The organism is Peptoniphilus olsenii (assembly GCF_040545475.1).
Lineage (GTDB): Bacteria > Bacillota > Clostridia > Tissierellales > Peptoniphilaceae > Peptoniphilus_A > Peptoniphilus_A olsenii.
Genome location: NZ_JBEPMA010000002.1, coordinates 80,966 through 98,140, shown reverse-complemented (window position 1 = coordinate 98,140; position 17,175 = coordinate 80,966). Strand labels below are relative to the sequence as shown.

Genomic DNA, 17,175 nt, shown 5'->3' with positions numbered 1-17,175 from the left:
GATGGATTTAGAAAAGATTTTAGATATTAAGTATCCCATAATTCAGGGAGGTATGGCTCATATTGCAACAGGTGAATTTGCCGCTGCTGTATCTAATGCTGGTGCATTAGGCACAATTGCCTCGGGTGCTATGAGTGCTAGTGATTTAAATTCCGAGATAAAAAAATGTAAGATGAAGACCGACAATCCTTTTGCTGTAAATTTAATAATGATTAGAAAAGAAATAAAGAGTCTTATCGAAGTCATATTGGATAATAAAGTAAATATTGTCACTATTGGTGCAGGAAGTCCAGGAAGATTTTTAGAAATTTTGAAAAAAGAAGGAGTAAAAGTACTTCCAGTTGTTTCATCACCTTTACAAATTTCAAGGTTAGAAAAAAGTGATTGTAGTGCTTATATTGCGGAGGGAATGGAGGCAGGCGGACATATAGGACATATGACCTCTATGGTACTTGTTCCACAAGCAAAAGATATAACTAAAAAGCCAATAATTTGTGCGGGAGGAATAGCTTCAGGAAAACAAATGCTAGCAGCTGAAATATTAGGAGCAGCGGGTGTACAGATTGGAACAGGATTTTTATTTACAAAAGAATGTCCAATTCATGAAAATTATAAGAAAAAGCTAATTGAATCTTCGTCATCAAAAGTCACAGTTATTGGGAAAAATAAGAGAATACCTATTAGATTACTTAAAAATAATATGACTAGAGAATATGAAAAATTAGAACGAAATTATGACTTTGAACAACTTGAGAACTTTACAGTTGGAAGGCTGAAAAATGCTGTTGTAAATGGCGACATAGATGATGGATCATTGATGTGTGGTTTAACTGTTGGGCAATTTGATGAAATTATTAGCGTTAAAGATTTTATCGATAAATTAATATATGAATATGAAGAGGCAAAGAATGGAAATTAGAATAAAAGATAAAATTTTAAATATTCCAATTATTCAAGGTGGCATGGGTATTGGAGTTTCTAAGGGGCTTCTTGCAGGTAAAGTTGCACAAAATGGTGGAGCTGGCACAATATCTTTTGTCAACTGTGGTTATTGTGAAGATGATTTTTATATAGATAAAATCAGTGCCAATAAGAGGGCATTTTTAAAAGAACTAAAAATCGCCAAAGATATTTCCAAAGGCAGCGGAATGATACTTGTAAATATAATGAATGTAGTTAATAAATTTAAAGATTACATTGTATTTTTAAATAATACAGATGTAGATGGAATTGTAGTTGGAGCTGGACTTCCCCTTGATTTACCAAAATACGTAGGAAAAGATAAAATAATTGCACCTGTAATTTCTTCTGCAAGAGCTTTAAATATGATTTCAAAAAAATGGCAGAAATTAAATAGAAAACCCGACTTTGTTGTATTTGAAGGACCAGAAGCTGGTGGGCATCTAGGCTTTAAAGAAGATGAATTACAAATTGATGTTTTTGAAGAGTTAAAAAAGATTTTAGATGTAACTAAAGATATCCCAGTATTTATAGGTGGAGGATTTGGAACTGCCGAAAAAATAAAACTTGCATTATCTCATGGTGCAACGGGAGTTCAAATTGGTACAGGTTTTCTTTTCACAGAAGAAGCAAACTTAGATAAAAAAGTAAAAAGTAAGCTACTTAAACTAAAAAATATGGGAAAAATAGAATGTTCTATATTAAATAGTCCAGTAGGACTTTTGGCACGAGGTTTAAATACCACATTTGTAAATAAAGTAAAACAAGAAAGAGTAATGTCAAATCATTGCATTGACTGTATTAAAACTTGTAAAAAAAGTCAAACACAATATTGTATTAATGATGCACTTATAAATGCAATAAAGGGCGATATGGAAAATGGATTGTTCTTTTGTGGAACGGATATAGATAATTTTCACGAAGTTATTTCTGTTGATAAATATATGGATTTATTGAGGAGTGGTTATGAGTAAAACAGCAATAGTTTTTGGTGGACAAGGGTCTCAATATAAAAATATGGGCGAGAAATTTTTGTGTATGGAGATTGCAAAACCAATTTATAAAAACATAAAAGAGTATCATAAAATTATAAAAGATGATGACATCTTGACTTTATCAATGACTGAAAACCTCCAACCAATAATGCTGGCATTCCAGCTAGCAGCTTTAGAAATAATAAAATCTAGAATGGAAGTTCATGCTACTTGTGGACTCAGTTTGGGTGAATATTCATCATTGGTGACAAGTAAGGTACTTAATGTGGAAGAAGCATTAAATTTAGTAAAACATCGTGCAAGATTAATGGCAAATGAAGCAAAGAAAATTGATAGTGCTATGCTTGTGGTATTTAATAAAAGTGAAAGCGAGTTAAAATCCTTATTGACTTCTGAGAACTTGAACGAAAAAGTATTTATATCGAATATTAATAGTCCAAGACAGGTAGTTCTAGCTGGAGAAAAATCATCAATAAATAAGATGAAGAATATTTTTAAAAATCTTTCCATAAAAAATATATCCCTAGAAGTAAGTGGAGCTTTTCACACAAACTATATGAAAAATGCAGCAAAAAAATATACCGAATATTTAGAAGATGTTAAATTTAATAGACCAAAATGTAAATATTATTTAAATTTAACTGGACAAGAATATAATGATGAAAATTTTGTAGATTTGCTTTCAAAGCATATTACATCGCCAGTGCGATTATTTAGCTGTATTTCAAATATGATAAATGATAAAGTGACAAAAGTTGTAGAAATAGGACCAGGAAGTGTAATATCCAATATCATAAAGAAATATTTTAAAGAAATTGAAGTTATATCACTAAAAAATGAAGATGAAATAATAGAATTTGGGAGAAGATGATGAAAAATAAAAAATATGCATTAATTACGGGAGCAACAGGTGGCATAGGAGAAGCTATAGCTAAGGAGCTCTCAAAAGATTATAATTTAGTACTACATTGTAACAAAAATTTGGAAAATTTGGAAAAATTGAAAAATAAATTAAATGATATATGTGATGTGAAAGTTGTTTCTGGAAATCTTTCTGATTTTAATAAATGTGAAGAGATTGTTAAACAGTTGAGATTAGAAAATTTAGATATAGAGGTACTCATAAATAATGCAGGAATAACAAAAGATAATTTGATTTTAAGAATGAAACCTGAAGATTTTAAAGAAGTGTTGGAGGTAAATTTATATAGTGCCTTCTATATGTCTAAACTTTTAGTAAAAGACATGATGAAGAGAAAATCAGGTAAAATAATAAATATTTCTTCAATAAGTGGCATAAGGGGAAATATTGCACAGACGAATTATAGTGCATCAAAGGCAGCTCTAATTGGTTTTACAAAATCTTTAGCTAAAGAAATGGCTTCAAGAAATATCTTAGTAAACGCTGTAGCACCTGGATTTATTGATACAGAGATGACACAAAAACTATCAGATACTATTAAAGATGAAATATTAAAAGATATTCCATTAAATAGAGTAGGAAAATCAATCGAAGTAGCAAATCTTGTAAGGTTTTTAGCATCTGAAAATTCAAGCTATATAACTGGTGAAGTAATATCTATAGATGGAGGATTGGGCATATGAGAGTTGTAATTACAGGTTTTGGTTTTATAACACCACTCGGTGACACCAAAGAAGAAATAATAGATGCCATGAAAAATTCAAAATGTTCCATTTCTAAGATTAAATCATATGATATAATTAATCGAGAAGTACAACTTGCTTCTGAAATAGACGATTCGTTTATAGAAAATGAATTTGATAAAAAAGACCTAAGACGTCTTGATAGAGTTAATCAACTGGGACTTATAGCAGCTAAAAGAGCAGCTAAAAATGCAAAACTTTCTGCAGAAGAAATAAAAAATTGCCGCAGTGGCGTATATGTTTCATCAGGAATTGGTGGAATAGATACAATAGAGAAGGAACATAATAGGGGGCTTAATAGAGGATTTGATAAAATAAGTCCATATTTTATACCAAAAGCTATAGTGAATTTAACTGCTGCAAATATAGCAATGGAGTTAAAAGCATATGGTGCATGTCTATCGCCTGTTACTGCATGTTCAAGTTCTACAAATGCAATTGGCGAAGCTTATAGGGCAATTAAACATGGATATGAAGATATTATTTTTGCTGGAGGAAGTGAAGCGAGTATTACAGAACTTGGGGTTGGAGGATTTACTTCAATGAAAGCCCTGAGTACATCAAAAGATTCTACTAGAGCATCCATTCCATTTGATAAAGACAGAAATGGGTTTGTCATGGGAGAAGGAGCGGGAATTTTAGTTTTAGAATCATTTGAGCATGCTACCAAAAGAGGAGCCAATATACTAGCAGAAATTGTTGGCTATGCAACAAATTGTGATGCATTTCATATAACATCACCAGCACCTAATGGTGAATTTGCAGCATTGGCAATGAAAAATGCTATTTACGACGCAGATATAAGCCCCGAGAATATCGATTATATAAATGCACATGGGACATCCACAGAATTAAATGATAAATTTGAAACAAGTGCAATTAAAAAAGTGTTTAAAAATAGAAATGTTAAAGTTTCTTCTACTAAATCTCAAATTGGGCATTTATTAGGTGCGTCTGGTGCAGTAGAGACAATTTTTAGCATTTGTGCAATGAATGAAAATTTTTTGCCACCACTTGTAAATTATAAGAATAAGGATGAAGATTGTGATTTAAATTTTGCACTTGAACCCGAGGATTATAATATAAATTATTTTATAAAAAATTCATTAGGTTTTGGTGGGCACAATGCAAGCATTGTAATTAAGAGGTATAGTGATGACAATTAATATAGACGAAATAAAAAAGATAATACCTCATAGATATCCATTCCTCATGATTGACAAGATAATAGAAATTGAAAATGGAATAAGTGCAAAGGCTATAAAATGTGTCTCTAGCAATGAACCTTATTTCCAGGGGCATTTTCCAGATTATTTTGTGATGCCTGGTGTTTTGCAAATTGAAGCAGTAGCGCAAGTTGGTGCTGTAGCACTTTTAAATGAAAATAGAGGTCAAATTGCTTTTCTTGGTGGAGTTAAAAATGCCAGATTTTATAGAGAAATAAAACCTGGTGATATTTTGGAGATAAGTTGTAAAGTAAAGAAAAGAATTAAAAATATAGGTTTTGGCGAAGGAAGTATCTTTTGTGGAGATGAAAAAGTGATGTCTTGTGAAATTTCCTTTGCACTTTCTTAGGAGGATATTTATGTTAGATGAGAAATTTACAGAAGTATATGATAAATTTAAACTTAATTTATATAAAAATATGTTTGCCAACTTGCAAGATAGGGAGGCAACACTAACTGCGACTGAAACTTTTACAATTGAGGTAATTCATGCACTCAACAGACCTAGAGTTAGCGATGTCACAGAATTTTTAGAACTTTCTCATCCTAATATTGCCTACAAGATAGCTTCGCTCATTAAAAAAGGCTATTTGAGAAAAATTCAATCCGAAGAAGATAAGAGGGAATTTTATCTAGAATGTACAGATAAATTTTATAAATATTATGAAATGAAAGCAAAGTATATAAAAGTGGTTCTTGGAAGATTAAAAGAACAATCTAGTAAAGAAGATATAAAAAAACTAGAAGAAATTTTGACTTTTATGAGTGATGAACTAATGCCCGAAGTTACATCCTTTGTAAATAGAAAATAAAAAATAATTGCAAATATTAAAACCTTATTAAATCAATATGGTCTTCAATCACATGACTAATAAAATACTTGATTACTAAAATTCCTCTATTTAGATAGGGGGATTTAAATTATATTATAATTTATTTATTATGCATATAGATATTAATGAAAAATTCGTTTTTATTATAATATGGATTTTATATTTAGATATGTTATCTTTCAATAAAGATAACATATAATTGTGTAAAAAGAATAGGTCATTTGAAACAAAAATTGGTATAAAGTTTTTAAGCAAAAAATAAAACAACCAGGAGAAAACAAATGACCCAATTACATTTTACAATTAATCAAGAAGAAATATTTAATAAATATGAAGAAGATAAAAATATCAAAAAAGCTTATAATATTAGATAAAGGTTTTGAAGATTCATTTGCTTATTTAAACGAAGAACAAGCTTACTCAAGACTTAGAACAAAAAATTGTATTGAAAGGCTAAATGAAGAAATAAGAAGAAGAGAAAAAGTAATACGTATATTTCCAAATGAAAAATCAGCAATAAGATTAATAGGAGCCATATTAATTGTCAAATCAGCATCTATAATTTGACTTTGATGGGATATCTATTTTTAATATTTAATCATCAGAAACTAAACTTTTTATAGAAACGTTATCAATGGTATTATTCGTTATAATAAAATCGAGGTGAGTTAAGATGTTTATACTTTCAAGAAGAGTTAAGAGAATAATGTGTATTTTGTTTTTACTCATAACTTTTACTACTGCATGTACAAATAAAAACCTATATCAATTAAAAACAGACCTATCAGATAAAGAGGGAGTTTATAAGATAATCTCTCAAATGGATTGGGACGGCGATAAGGTAAAAGAATTTAAAGTCAAAGACAAAAATATAGCAATTACTATGTCAAAGGACTACGAAGATTATGATTTAAAAAATTCAAAGAGTTTTATAGTAAATGCTATAAACTTAATCATATTGACAGGTGCACAAAATGTAGATTACTTATATGATGAAAACCTATTTTTCTCTATAGATTATGAAATTGCAGATATGATAATTAATACGAATTTTAAAAAGAGTGTAGAGTATTATAGAAACGATGAAGAAGAATTTAGAAAACTACAAGAGTATTTAAAAGGTTTTCAAGTTGAGGGTGTTAAACATTAGATTAATATATTATAGGTGGTGATTCAAATGGTTCAGTTTTAATTGTAGTATATAATATAGTTGCATTTAGGAGGGGTTTTATGAAAAAGCATATTAGTATAATGTTGTTGTTAACTTTAATTTTAATACCATCTATTATTTTAGCAAAAGAGGATAAAGATTTAAAAGATAATAAAGTGAATAAAATTGTGACAGTGGGGTACTCCTTAAAAGATAAAGAAAAAATATTTGGTGATAAATCGCTTGATGAAATCGATCAAATTCTTAAACAAAAATGCAAAGAAATTATGGAAGATGACGGTAAATATAAAGTAAAAGCGACATCGAATAATTTAAGAGATGAAGATTTAATAATAAGTGTATATTATCCTGAACGTGATTTAAATGAGGATGATATAACCACAAATGTATATTCTAAATCAAATATATTGCCTTTGGAAATTCATTTCGTGAAATAAGAGACAGCTTTAGGTATATGGTAGGCTTTGATGTTGGTGGCATTGGAGGCGCAGCTTATGGAGGATATCAAAGCAATTTAAGAGGATCTTATTCTGACGTACATCAACAAGGAGTTATAGATAGGCTAAATACATATCATATTGAAGGGGCTTATTATATTGTGAAAGATCATGTGTCTGGTAAATCTAATGCGTATAATGTCTTTATTCAACCCTATGACATAGGAAGAATAACACTCGGTAGAGGAGATTTTAATGTTGTTAGTGGGGGAAGAATAATATTTGCAGGTGTAAGATAATAAAATTTATAACTATTATTATCTTAAGTATTGTGTTTGCAAACAATATTTTTTAAAATCTAATAAACATTTAATTTAAATTGGCTCTATAATATCTGTTGAGGAGTAAATCTCTAACAGATATTATAGAGCCATATAAAAACTGAAACAAAACCTAAAATCTAAAAATTTTTATAGCTTTTAGATTTTAGGTTTTTATTAATGAATATAACTATTATTTAGAAATAGTTTCTATAATTTGTGCCACTTCGGCTCTAGTTAAGTTGCTCTTTGGTGCAAATCTATTGTCAGTAGTACCTTTTACAATTTCTTTATTTGCAAGATATGCAACCGAACTCTTAGCCCAATCAGAAATTTCATCTGCATCTGCAAAGTGTACTTGAGTTTTTTCTACTTTATTTTCCTTAGTTAAATTCAAATATGAATTTAAAATATATGCCATTTCTTCTCTTGTTATATCTTCAGATGCTATATTTTTAATATTTTCTGGCAGCAATTTATTTTCTATAGCCCAGTTCATATATTCTGTATAATATTTGCCGCTTTCTATGTTTTTGTCTTTAATACCAGTATATTTTTCGATATCAACTTTTGCCATTCTACCAAGAATTGTAATAAATTCGCCACGAGTCACTTTTTGGTTTGGAGAAAAGTTTAAATCGCTTGTTCCAACCATGATTTTTTTGTCTAGAGCATTTATAATCGGTTTTCTTGCCCAGTGATGAATTAAATCTGCTTTTGAAACTTTAGATAATTCTTTTTGTAAATCTTTTTCAAAATCAAAAGCTTGTTTTTCTAGTTCTAAAGTTGTCTTAGTTGAATAATCGGCAGCTTTTTCTTTATCTTGCTCATAAAGTGCAAGCCACTCTTTTTCTATTTCTGGAAGTTTATCCATAATTTCATTTTCAAAATCAGTTACTTTTTTGCGAGTTGAATCACCAAGTACTTCTCTATTTCCTGAGACTAAATCATTGACAGAAGAAGCGACCCAATAATATGAATTATTGTCATATATTGGTGAATCATTTTTAAATTCTTCACTACTGTCATTTATATCAGGGAAAATTGGAATCCAAGGAATATTTAGGGGACTTCCTAGAGTCATCCACATAATTCCAGGGGCTTCTTTTGGATAATTATCTTTAGTTTGGAAAATATGTGCTTGCATTGTGTTTATGCTTCCTATGGCTCTTTTATATTTGTTAGGGTCAGCCTTTCTTTCTGTTTTGTTGTCTGATGCAACATAATCAGTTCCTTCAAATCTATTTCTAAATAAATTTAATGTATCTTTAATATCTATTTTTTCACTGCCTTCTGATAAGCTATTTAGTAGAGGAAATCTCTTTGCATCGTATTCAATTGTAGAATTAGGATCTAAATCGTGAATACCAGACCATACTCTAGAACGATTCGAATCGTGCAATTCTTTAGGATTATATGAAGCCGACATATCCATTAGACCATCGCTATTTTCTACATAAGTACCAGCTTTTTTTGCAACTTCAACTATATCTTCTGAAGCTATTACATTTTCAGTATCTTTTAAATCAACTCCGCCGAGCCAAAAAGCATTTGGAAATACGCTAAATTTGTCTTCGGGATATTTGATAGCCACATATTGATGTCCAGAATATATTTCCATATACCAAACTTCGTCTTTATCTCCAAAAACAACTACATCACCCATAGATGCACCTTGTTTGTCAATTGTATTAGCAAGAAGCATTACAGCATCTTTTGCAGATTTTGCATGAGCAAGTAAAAATGTAGTCATGCTCGCTTCGTTTACACCATTTTTTACATAAGGATCAACTTTTGCAACTTCATCATTATAGTTTGCTGACACTGTGCAGAAAATTCCTACTCCAGCTTCATTGTATCCTGCAGCATCGTAAGTACCCTGTTCCATATCTTCAGGTTTTTTGCTTGAGTCTGGAGTTGAAAAGAATTTCAAAGAGTCTTCTTTGTGTATGTATTCAAATCCGTTGTTTGTATCGATTAATTTGTCGCCCTTTTTTATTTCCCCACGCGGGTGAGTGACAAGCCTCATAGTTCTATTTCTTTCATAATCTTCAGTTCTACCGTAGATGAAAGAACCATCAGTAGTTAAATCTTTACCTACAATTACACCAGTACAAGCAAAAGTAGATTGAGCCATGCCAAGTACCATTGCAGATATAAGACCTGCTGCCACTAAATTTTTCTTAAATTTTTTCATATAAGCCTCCTATAAAAATATTCAATACCCCTTGTATAAAATTGTTTTCCTAAAAAATAAAATACAATTTTACATGGAATATACTATATATAAAACTAACACAAACACAACATTGTGTCAATGTTTTAATAAAGTACTATGATTTTAGTTGATAGTTTAAAATAAACGATTGCATGAGAGTTCATAAATTGACAAAGCTCATATTTACATATATTATAATCATTAATGATAAGTTAAATATTTAATTATATTTGTTAAGAGGTGAATATGTTAGCAATTTTCGATGTAGATGGAACTATACTCGACTCCATGGATTACTGCAACAATATATCTGAAAGATATTTAATTCAAAATAATATTGAGCCAGAATTAAACTTGGCAGAAAAAATGTTTAGCATGAGTTTTTTGCAAGGCTCACAATATGTGGTTGACAATTATTCTTTAAATAAAACTGTAGAAAAGGTTAAAGAGGAAATACTTATAGGATTAGAGGATTATTATTTCAATAAAGTAAAGTTAAAAGATGGAGCTTTAGAAATATTTGAGTTTTTTAAAGAAAATGGAGTGGATATGGTGATAGCCACATCAACTGATAGTTATTTAATTGAAGGCTCTTTTGAAAGGCTGAAAATTAAAAAATATTTTTCAAAAATTTATTCACCTGATGTATTAAATATTCCTAAATCTAGTACGAAATTTTTAGATACTATATTAAATGAGTATAAAGTATGGGGAAGAGATGCAATTTTATTTGAAGACGGGTTATACTCACTTAAAAATGCTAATAAATTAGGTATCAATACTATTGGCGTATATGATTATACTAGTAGAAAAATACAACAAGAATTAAAGGTCAATTCTGACTTATATTTAGAAACACTAAAAGATTATAGAGGTGAATTTTTATGAAAACAACACTTACAATAGCAGGAACTGATCCAACTGGTGGTGCAGGAATTCAAGCGGATTTAAAAACTTTTTTGGCAAATGGAGTTTTTGGCATGAGTGCCATTACTTCAGTAGTCGCACAAAACACTTTGGGAGTAAAATCGATTACTGATATGAGTCCTGAGTTTTTAGGCGAGCAGCTCGATGCTGTGTTTGCGGATATTTTTCCGGATGCTGTAAAAATTGGAATGGTTTCAAATGAAAAATTAATTTCTGAAATTGCAAAAAAATTATTAGAATATAGGCCCAAAAATATAGTACTAGATCCTGTGATGGTTGCCACTGCAGGAAGCAAACTCATAGTGGATAGTGCTATCGATGCATTAGTTAAAGAGCTAATTCCTCTTGCCGATTTAATAACTCCAAACATAGGTGAAGCTGAAATTTTATCCAATATGAAAATAAAGAGTGAAGATGATATGGAAAAAGCTGCGAGATTAATATATGAAAAGTCTAATACCCCAGTTTTGTTAAAAGGCGGTCATAGATTTGATGATTCTAATGACTTATTATTTGATGGTGACATTAAGTGGTTAAAAGCAAAAAGAGTTAACAATCCAAATTCTCATGGAACAGGCTGCACATTATCTTCAGCAATAGCTGCTAATTTAGCTAAAGGTATAAAACTTGAAGATGCAGTTATAAATGCCAAAAAATATGTCACAGGTGCACTAGAAGATGGGCTGGATTTGGGCAAAGGTTCAGGACCATTAAATCACGGATATGTATTTAGCGATTATTTTGAAAAATTATAATTTATATCAATATGAAAATATAAAGGATTTTAATATTAGTTTAGTTTAAAAGGTTGTAGTATTAAAAACATCTGAAAAGCTTATGTTTTTCAGATGTTTTTTAATAAATATTTAAAAATTTTTTTTAAGAACAATATTTTTATGATTAATTTTAGAAACTAGAATGCATATTAACATTCCAACAGATGCGATAATCACAATTGATCCGCCGGGTTTAACATCAAAATAATAAGATATTATAATACCCGAAATTGTATAAATGATTCCCAACAAAATGGTATTAATAAAAGTTTTTTTATAACTTTTACTAATTAAAAGAGAGGAAGCTACTGGCAAAACAATTAAAGAAGTAACCATTAAAGCTCCAATTATTTTGGCAGAAAGTGCAATAGTTATTGCTGAAAGTAGGGTAAAAATAGAATTAATTTTTTCAACTTTGACCCCGCTCATTTTGGCAAGTTGTTTATCTACAGCAATGCTCAACAGACCAAAATAATAAATAAATGAAATAGCAACTACAAAAACAAAAGTTACAAGAACAATTATTACATCAGTATTAGAAACTGAAGCAATACTTCCAAATAAATACGCCTCAAAACTATTGCCTCCTGGAGAAAAATCTGACAGAATTGCTGCAAGTCCAAGTCCTATTGATGTTATTATAGCAGTTGCCATATCGCCGAATTGAGGAAATTTTTTTCTGATTTTTTCAATTGAGAAAGCTCCTATTATACAAGCGATTATTGCACCAATCAAAGGATTTATTGATAAAATAAGTCCTGTTGCAACTCCTGCTAAAGAAACATGAGATAATGCATCGCCCATCATAGAAGTTCCACGGTTTACAATTACAATACCTATTAAAGGTATTATTATTGATATCATAAGAGATACAAAAAGAGTTCTCAGCATAAAATTATATTGTAACATCAAAAAGACCTCCTTTTTTAAGCTCATATATGCTATCCATATTTAGATTATTTTTCACCCAATCTAATTCATGAGTTATCAAAACTATGGAAACATCAAAATTTTCATTGAGTTGTTCAATAGTTTGAGCAAATTGTGTTTTTGAATTTTCATCAACTCCAGAAGTTGGTTCGTCAAAAATTAAAATATCAGGATTATTCATTAAAGCTCTGGTTATAACAACTCTTTGTCTTAGGCCGCCAGAGAGCTCTCGAATGGGATAGTCGGCATATTTTTCTAAGTTCATTTTTTTTAATAAATCTAATGTTTTGGTATAGTGTTTCTTTTTTGGTATCTTAAATTTTCCAAGTTTATCATATAGTGCTAAAGTTACTAACTCTTTTACAGTTATAGGAAAAGTGTATAAATTTTCTTTTTGTGTTTGAGGAACATATCCAATCCTTTTTAGGGAATTTATATTTAACTTTTCATCAAAAATCTTAATATCACCATTATTTGGTTTCAGTTCTCCAACTATTAATTTAATTAAAGTAGTTTTCCCTACGCCATTGCCTCCAATTATAGTGATTTTTTCCTTGTTTTTTACAGTTAAATTTAAATTTCTAAGAATTGGCTCACTATCGTAGGCAAAGCTTAAATTTTGTATTTCAATTGCATTCATAAAATCACCTCAATGAATCGTATATATTTTTTAAATTGTATTCCATCATGTCAATAAAATCATCACCAATATCTTTTTCGATATCCTTATTAATATATTCCATAGAAATGAGTCCTTTTAAATCTGCGTCAATTTCTTCTGCTATAATATCTGAACCATTTTTGGGCATACCATACTCATAAAAGATTGTGTTGATATTTTTAGATTTTGAATCTTCGATGACTTTAATAAGTTTTTTAATACTTGGTGAATCAACACTTGTGAGTCCTTGAAGTGGATATTGAATCAAGTCAAAATCTTTGGCTAAATAAGCAAAGGCATAATGACTTACTATAAACTCTTTTCTTTTAGTATTTTTGAACAAATCTCTGTATTTATAATCAAGTTCTGTGAGTTGTCTTAAAACTTTGGAAGCATTTTTTCTATAAATTTTTTCGTTTTCTGGATATAATTTGCTCATTTTATATTCAATATCGTTTATATATCTTTTAGCATTTCTTATACTCATCCATGAATGAGGATCATAAGTTATCTTGTCCTCATTAGTAGTAGAAGTATCTCTTAGCACTTGTAAACTTAATTCTTCTCCTTTTAGATTAAGCATTTTATAAGAAAGTAAATCTGTAGATACTCTATCACTATACATTATCCATTTGCCTTTTTTAGGTAATTTATAATATATCTCTCCGTGTTCATGTCCCATTTCAAGTTTATATACTTTTTTATCAATTACATTAATTAAATTTTTCTGTGGAACATCTTCGCCAGTATCTTCCATCAATTTGCGACCAATTTTTATTAATTCTTTTTCAGAATACTCTTTATCGCAATATAAAAAAGCAATTCGCATATTATCTTCATGCGTGTGACCAAAATCAAAAGAATAAGTTTCGGTATCAAAATTTCCTTTGACCATATATTGAAAATCTCCTATAGCAGCAGCTCCCTTATAAGATATTAAGTTTACGCCACCGGCTAAATTTAAGATATCCAAATTGGGTAAAGTTTTAGAAATATTATCCGCCCAATTTTCCATATTTGCACCATTTATTATTAAAAGATCAGACTTAGATAACTCTTTTATCTTTTTAGGCGTAGGTTCCCATAAATGAGGATCTTGATTTTTTGGCATAAACATTTTAAGATTTACAGTATCACCAACTACACTTTTAGTGAGATTATAAACAGGATAAAATGAAGTATAAATGACAGGTTTTCCCGACTCAGTTTCACTACTCTTGCAAGATACCAAAGAAGAGAACATTACAATTGTTAGCATAATTTTTATTATTTTTGACATATTATCTCCCCTCGTAAAAAAATTTATCCTCGATAAAAATCGAGGATAGAACAAATAGATATTATAAAAGAATATTATTCAGCAACTTCTTCGTAAACTTGATCTATTGTCACTGTTGGGCTTACGAAAGTTGGATACCAATCATCTTTTGCTAACATTTCTTTAGCAGAACCTCCAACTCTCAAATGAAAGTGTGGCATATGATCTTCACCGTGAACAGGCATTAATAAAATTGTAGGATATTTTCCATCAGAAGAAAACTCATACCAATATAAAGTCTTTCCACCGTGTTCCATGGCATGTTTGTCAACATATTTGAAATTAGCTTTGTCTATTTCTTCGCCATCTGGTTTAGATAAAAATGTTATACTTTCATCATCAATTTTAACTGCACCAAAATCAACAGCAACATGTTTAGCAAAATTAGATTTAGCCTCATTTTCAGTTATATTGTCTCTTTTAGCGACTTCTTCGTATGCACCCTTTAGTCCTTCATCGTCAATGTAGTTTGCAATACTATTCCATTCGCCTTCCCAATCAGAAAGAGCAACCTCGTCCATTTTTTCGTCACTAGCTTTAGTGTTAACATTCTGTTCCACTTTAGCATTATTATCTTTTGAATTCATGTTTTTAGCTGCATCATTAGAATCATTTTTATTACAGCCAATAAGTAGGGCAGAGGTCATAGCAAAAACAGCTACTGACGTTCTAAATTTTTTATTCATATTTCCTCCTCTTTTTATTAAAGTTATAGAATATTTTGTAAAAAGAAAACTTAAAGTAAATTTGAAGAAAAATAATTATTTTTTAGATAAATAGGATTAACAAAATAAACATAACTTATCAATGATATTATTTATCATTTATATTTATAGTGTAACAACTAGAAAAATATTTTATTAAAAATATTACCAAATTATTTTTAAATATAATATAAATAATTTAAGAAAATCATTTTAAAGTTTTATTTTGAAGTTCTTTAACCCAAAATATTTTTCGCTTCCCAGGTCATGCGAAGTAAAAGTGTTGCGAATAAAAAAAATATATTAACATGCACGATAAATTTGCTTTTACTTATAATGACAGGTGTAAGAGTTGTTATGGCCTATAGGTTCTAATTCTAGGTAATTATTCTTTTGTGTAAGCTAATAACAATAGTAAATATTAAATGTAATCTTCTTATAGTGTAATCCTGAGGGAAAGAGATCTACTAAGATTTCTAAAGTCGCCATGTACTCAAAGAGTGAACAGATTTGTCTGTGATGAGAATAATCTGTAATTATGAAATAGATAAGTTGTCTAATAATAATAAAAGTTTTCTATTTATTCTAATAAAACTATTCCTCTGTTGGGAGATTTCTTCAATCTAAACATTCAAATTTTAGAACAAATGTCTAAGATTAAACAAAAACATATAAATACATTGACTAAAGAAACAACCGTTTATATAATATAGATAAACACGTGTTTAAAATAATCTTAAGGATGATTTTAAATGAATTATTATAATGAGAATTTATTTAGAAGAGATATTCTACATGTGGACATGAATTCTTTTTATGTTTCTGTAGAGCTTAGAGATAAACCAGAAGAAATGAAACAAGCAGTTGCAGTTGGTGGCGATGAAGAAAATAGACATGGAATTATATTGGCTAAAACTCCACTTGCAAAAAAGTATGGGGTAAAAACAGGAGAACCAATTTGGCAAGCTAAGAAGAAATGCCCTAATTTAAAAGTTTTGCCGCCACATTATGACAAATATGTAGAAGTGAGTAAATTAGCACATAAAATATATTATTCATACACTAATCAGGTCGAGCCCTTTGGTATGGATGAATGTTTTTTGGATATAACAAATTCTAGAAATCTTTTTGGTCCAGGAGATGTTATAGCTGAAATTATTAAAAATCAAATCCATAGAGAGCTTAGGGTAACAGTTTCAGTGGGTAGATCTTTTAATAAAGTTTTTGCTAAACTAGCAAGCGATATGGCTGGTCATAATGAAATTTGTGAAATAAACGAGAATAATTTTAGAGATATTGTATGGTCATTAGATGTCAACGAAATGATAATGATAGGCAATAGAACAAAGAAAAAATTAAACAAAATAAATATATATACTCTTGGTGATTTAGCACAAACTGAACCTACAATACTTAAAAATTTGCTCGGTATAAATGGTTTAAAATTTAGAAATTGGGCTAATGGATATGATGATTCTAATGTTAGAGATTATTATGCTCAAATTCCCATAAAAACCATAGGTAGAAGTATCACTTGCAGAGAAGATTTATTAAATAAATTTGAAGTTAGAGCTGTACTTCAAGAGCTCACCCAAGATATATCTAAAAGGCTAATTGAAAATAATTTTTTAGCTCGAGGAATACATGTAGGCTATAGAGATAACAATCTCTATAGCAGAGGTTATGATAGAATGTTCACATATCCGACAAACTCATCTATTGAAATTACAAAACTCGCCATGGAAGTCCTACATGAACACCGAGATTTAGAAAATAGAATAAGGGCAATTTATATAAGATCGATCAATCTTGTGCCTAATAATCACGCAATGCAAGCTGACTTATTTACTGACATAGAATGCCATGAAAAGAGAATAAAATTAGAGAAAACAATATATGCAATAAGAAAAAAATATGGAAAAAAATCTATAACTTATGCTAATCTTTTGGGTGATTTAAAAATGCCCGATGATGGCAGAGAGATTGTAATAATGCCTCATAGTTTTTTTATGAATCTTTAGGGTATAATTTTAC

General features: G+C 29.6%; 17 protein-coding genes and 2 pseudogenes. 14 read left to right on the top strand and 5 right to left on the bottom strand.

Annotation, left to right across the window (positions count from 1 at the left end; all coding sequences use genetic code 11):
• Position 1: 1 nt before the first annotated feature.
• From ABID14_RS02605 to ABID14_RS02555, 11 genes and pseudogenes are all read left to right on the top strand, one after another.
• Complete coding sequence (locus ABID14_RS02605; RefSeq protein WP_354366909.1) at positions 2 to 919, top strand: NAD(P)H-dependent flavin oxidoreductase; 918 nt, start codon at positions 2 to 4, stop codon at positions 917 to 919.
• Positions 909 to 1,934 carry an NAD(P)H-dependent flavin oxidoreductase gene (locus tag ABID14_RS02600; RefSeq protein ID WP_354366907.1) on the top strand — a complete coding sequence of 342 codons (1,026 nt, stop codon included), beginning with the start codon at positions 909 to 911 and terminating at the stop codon, positions 1,932 to 1,934. Before ABID14_RS02605 ends, ABID14_RS02600 begins: the two co-directional genes overlap by 11 nt.
• Positions 1,927 to 2,826: an ACP S-malonyltransferase gene (locus ABID14_RS02595; RefSeq protein WP_354366905.1), complete on the top strand. Its 900-nt coding sequence runs from the start codon at positions 1,927 to 1,929 to the stop codon at positions 2,824 to 2,826. The genes ABID14_RS02600 and ABID14_RS02595 overlap by 8 nt, the downstream gene beginning before the upstream one ends.
• On the top strand, positions 2,826 to 3,560 hold the full coding sequence (fabG, locus tag ABID14_RS02590) for a 3-oxoacyl-[acyl-carrier-protein] reductase (RefSeq protein WP_354366903.1): 735 nt from the start codon (positions 2,826 to 2,828) through the stop codon (positions 3,558 to 3,560). Before ABID14_RS02595 ends, fabG begins: the two co-directional genes overlap by 1 nt.
• Positions 3,557 to 4,786: a beta-ketoacyl-ACP synthase II gene (fabF, locus tag ABID14_RS02585; protein WP_354366901.1), complete on the top strand. Its 1,230-nt coding sequence runs from the start codon at positions 3,557 to 3,559 to the stop codon at positions 4,784 to 4,786. Before fabG ends, fabF begins: the two co-directional genes overlap by 4 nt.
• The gene (fabZ, locus tag ABID14_RS02580; RefSeq protein ID WP_354366899.1) at positions 4,776 to 5,195 is read left to right on the top strand and encodes a 3-hydroxyacyl-ACP dehydratase FabZ; all 420 of its coding nucleotides are present in this window, start codon (positions 4,776 to 4,778) and stop codon (positions 5,193 to 5,195) included. Before fabF ends, fabZ begins: the two co-directional genes overlap by 11 nt.
• Positions 5,196 to 5,205: 10 nt before the next feature.
• On the top strand, positions 5,206 to 5,658 hold the full coding sequence (locus ABID14_RS02575; RefSeq protein WP_354366897.1) for a winged helix DNA-binding protein: 453 nt from the start codon (positions 5,206 to 5,208) through the stop codon (positions 5,656 to 5,658).
• Positions 5,659 to 6,009: 351 nt separating this feature from the next.
• Positions 6,010 to 6,222 (top strand): annotated as a pseudogene (locus ABID14_RS02570) (transposase); the annotation flags it as partial.
• Positions 6,223 to 6,352: 130 nt separating this feature from the next.
• Positions 6,353 to 6,829, top strand: coding sequence for a hypothetical protein (locus ABID14_RS02565; RefSeq protein WP_354366896.1), 477 nt, complete (start codon positions 6,353 to 6,355; stop codon positions 6,827 to 6,829).
• Positions 6,830 to 6,909: 80 nt separating this feature from the next.
• Positions 6,910 to 7,287 (top strand): hypothetical protein, encoded by a 378-nt coding sequence (locus ABID14_RS02560; RefSeq protein ID WP_354366895.1) that lies wholly within the window; start codon positions 6,910 to 6,912, stop codon positions 7,285 to 7,287.
• A 17-nt stretch (positions 7,288 to 7,304) separates the two neighbouring features.
• Positions 7,305 to 7,586 carry a hypothetical protein gene (locus ABID14_RS02555; RefSeq protein ID WP_354366894.1) on the top strand — a complete coding sequence of 94 codons (282 nt, stop codon included), beginning with the start codon at positions 7,305 to 7,307 and terminating at the stop codon, positions 7,584 to 7,586.
• A 214-nt stretch (positions 7,587 to 7,800) separates the two neighbouring features.
• Here the strand turns inward: ABID14_RS02555 and ABID14_RS02550 are convergent, their stop codons facing one another.
• Positions 7,801 to 9,804, bottom strand: coding sequence for a C69 family dipeptidase (locus tag ABID14_RS02550; RefSeq protein WP_354366893.1), 2,004 nt, complete (start codon positions 9,802 to 9,804; stop codon positions 7,801 to 7,803).
• A gap of 267 nt (positions 9,805 to 10,071) precedes the next feature.
• On the opposite strand from ABID14_RS02550, the gene ABID14_RS02545 reads away from it, so the two are divergent.
• Positions 10,072 to 10,713 (top strand): HAD family hydrolase, encoded by a 642-nt coding sequence (locus ABID14_RS02545; RefSeq protein ID WP_354366892.1) that lies wholly within the window; start codon positions 10,072 to 10,074, stop codon positions 10,711 to 10,713.
• Positions 10,710 to 11,507, top strand: coding sequence for a bifunctional hydroxymethylpyrimidine kinase/phosphomethylpyrimidine kinase (gene thiD / locus ABID14_RS02540; RefSeq protein ID WP_354366891.1), 798 nt, complete (start codon positions 10,710 to 10,712; stop codon positions 11,505 to 11,507). The genes ABID14_RS02545 and thiD overlap by 4 nt, the downstream gene beginning before the upstream one ends.
• Before the next feature lie 111 nt (positions 11,508 to 11,618).
• Here thiD and ABID14_RS02535 read toward each other — a convergent pair whose 3' ends face one another.
• From ABID14_RS02535 to ABID14_RS02520, 4 genes and pseudogenes are all read right to left on the bottom strand, one after another.
• Positions 11,619 to 12,437, bottom strand: coding sequence for a metal ABC transporter permease (locus ABID14_RS02535; protein ID WP_354366890.1), 819 nt, complete (start codon positions 12,435 to 12,437; stop codon positions 11,619 to 11,621).
• A pseudogene (locus ABID14_RS02530) lies at positions 12,424 to 13,005 on the bottom strand (metal ABC transporter ATP-binding protein); the annotation flags it as partial. The pseudogene ABID14_RS02530 and the gene ABID14_RS02535, both read right to left, overlap by 14 nt.
• A gap of 97 nt (positions 13,006 to 13,102) precedes the next feature.
• A complete protein-coding gene (locus tag ABID14_RS02525) occupies positions 13,103 to 14,398 on the bottom strand; it encodes a metal ABC transporter substrate-binding protein (RefSeq protein ID WP_354366888.1) in 1,296 nt (431 codons plus the stop codon).
• Positions 14,399 to 14,472: 74 nt separating this feature from the next.
• Positions 14,473 to 15,123, bottom strand: a complete 651-nt coding sequence (locus tag ABID14_RS02520; RefSeq protein ID WP_354366887.1) for a ZinT/AdcA family metal-binding protein — start codon at positions 15,121 to 15,123, stop codon at positions 14,473 to 14,475.
• A 770-nt stretch (positions 15,124 to 15,893) separates the two neighbouring features.
• On the opposite strand from ABID14_RS02520, the gene ABID14_RS02515 reads away from it, so the two are divergent.
• On the top strand, positions 15,894 to 17,162 hold the full coding sequence (locus tag ABID14_RS02515) for a DNA polymerase Y family protein (RefSeq protein ID WP_354366886.1): 1,269 nt from the start codon (positions 15,894 to 15,896) through the stop codon (positions 17,160 to 17,162).
• The last annotated feature ends 13 nt before the right edge of the window (positions 17,163 to 17,175 follow it).

Coding starts and splice junctions, on each gene's coding strand:
- ABID14_RS02545 (WP_354366892.1), top strand. CDS start 10,072: ATGTTAGCAATTTTCGATGTAGATGGAACTATACTCGACTCCATGGAT.
- fabZ (WP_354366899.1), top strand. CDS start 4,776: ATGACAATTAATATAGACGAAATAAAAAAGATAATACCTCATAGATAT.
- ABID14_RS02565 (WP_354366896.1), top strand. CDS start 6,353: ATGTTTATACTTTCAAGAAGAGTTAAGAGAATAATGTGTATTTTGTTT.
- fabF (WP_354366901.1), top strand. CDS start 3,557: ATGAGAGTTGTAATTACAGGTTTTGGTTTTATAACACCACTCGGTGAC.
- ABID14_RS02520 (WP_354366887.1), bottom strand. CDS start 15,123: ATGAATAAAAAATTTAGAACGTCAGTAGCTGTTTTTGCTATGACCTCT.
- fabG (WP_354366903.1), top strand. CDS start 2,826: ATGAAAAATAAAAAATATGCATTAATTACGGGAGCAACAGGTGGCATA.
- ABID14_RS02600 (WP_354366907.1), top strand. CDS start 909: ATGGAAATTAGAATAAAAGATAAAATTTTAAATATTCCAATTATTCAA.
- thiD (WP_354366891.1), top strand. CDS start 10,710: ATGAAAACAACACTTACAATAGCAGGAACTGATCCAACTGGTGGTGCA.
- ABID14_RS02560 (WP_354366895.1), top strand. CDS start 6,910: ATGAAAAAGCATATTAGTATAATGTTGTTGTTAACTTTAATTTTAATA.
- ABID14_RS02535 (WP_354366890.1), bottom strand. CDS start 12,437: ATGTTACAATATAATTTTATGCTGAGAACTCTTTTTGTATCTCTTATG.
- ABID14_RS02525 (WP_354366888.1), bottom strand. CDS start 14,398: ATGTCAAAAATAATAAAAATTATGCTAACAATTGTAATGTTCTCTTCT.
- ABID14_RS02515 (WP_354366886.1), top strand. CDS start 15,894: ATGAATTATTATAATGAGAATTTATTTAGAAGAGATATTCTACATGTG.
- ABID14_RS02550 (WP_354366893.1), bottom strand. CDS start 9,804: ATGAAAAAATTTAAGAAAAATTTAGTGGCAGCAGGTCTTATATCTGCA.
- ABID14_RS02605 (WP_354366909.1), top strand. CDS start 2: ATGGATTTAGAAAAGATTTTAGATATTAAGTATCCCATAATTCAGGGA.
- ABID14_RS02555 (WP_354366894.1), top strand. CDS start 7,305: ATGGTAGGCTTTGATGTTGGTGGCATTGGAGGCGCAGCTTATGGAGGA.
- ABID14_RS02575 (WP_354366897.1), top strand. CDS start 5,206: ATGTTAGATGAGAAATTTACAGAAGTATATGATAAATTTAAACTTAAT.
- ABID14_RS02595 (WP_354366905.1), top strand. CDS start 1,927: ATGAGTAAAACAGCAATAGTTTTTGGTGGACAAGGGTCTCAATATAAA.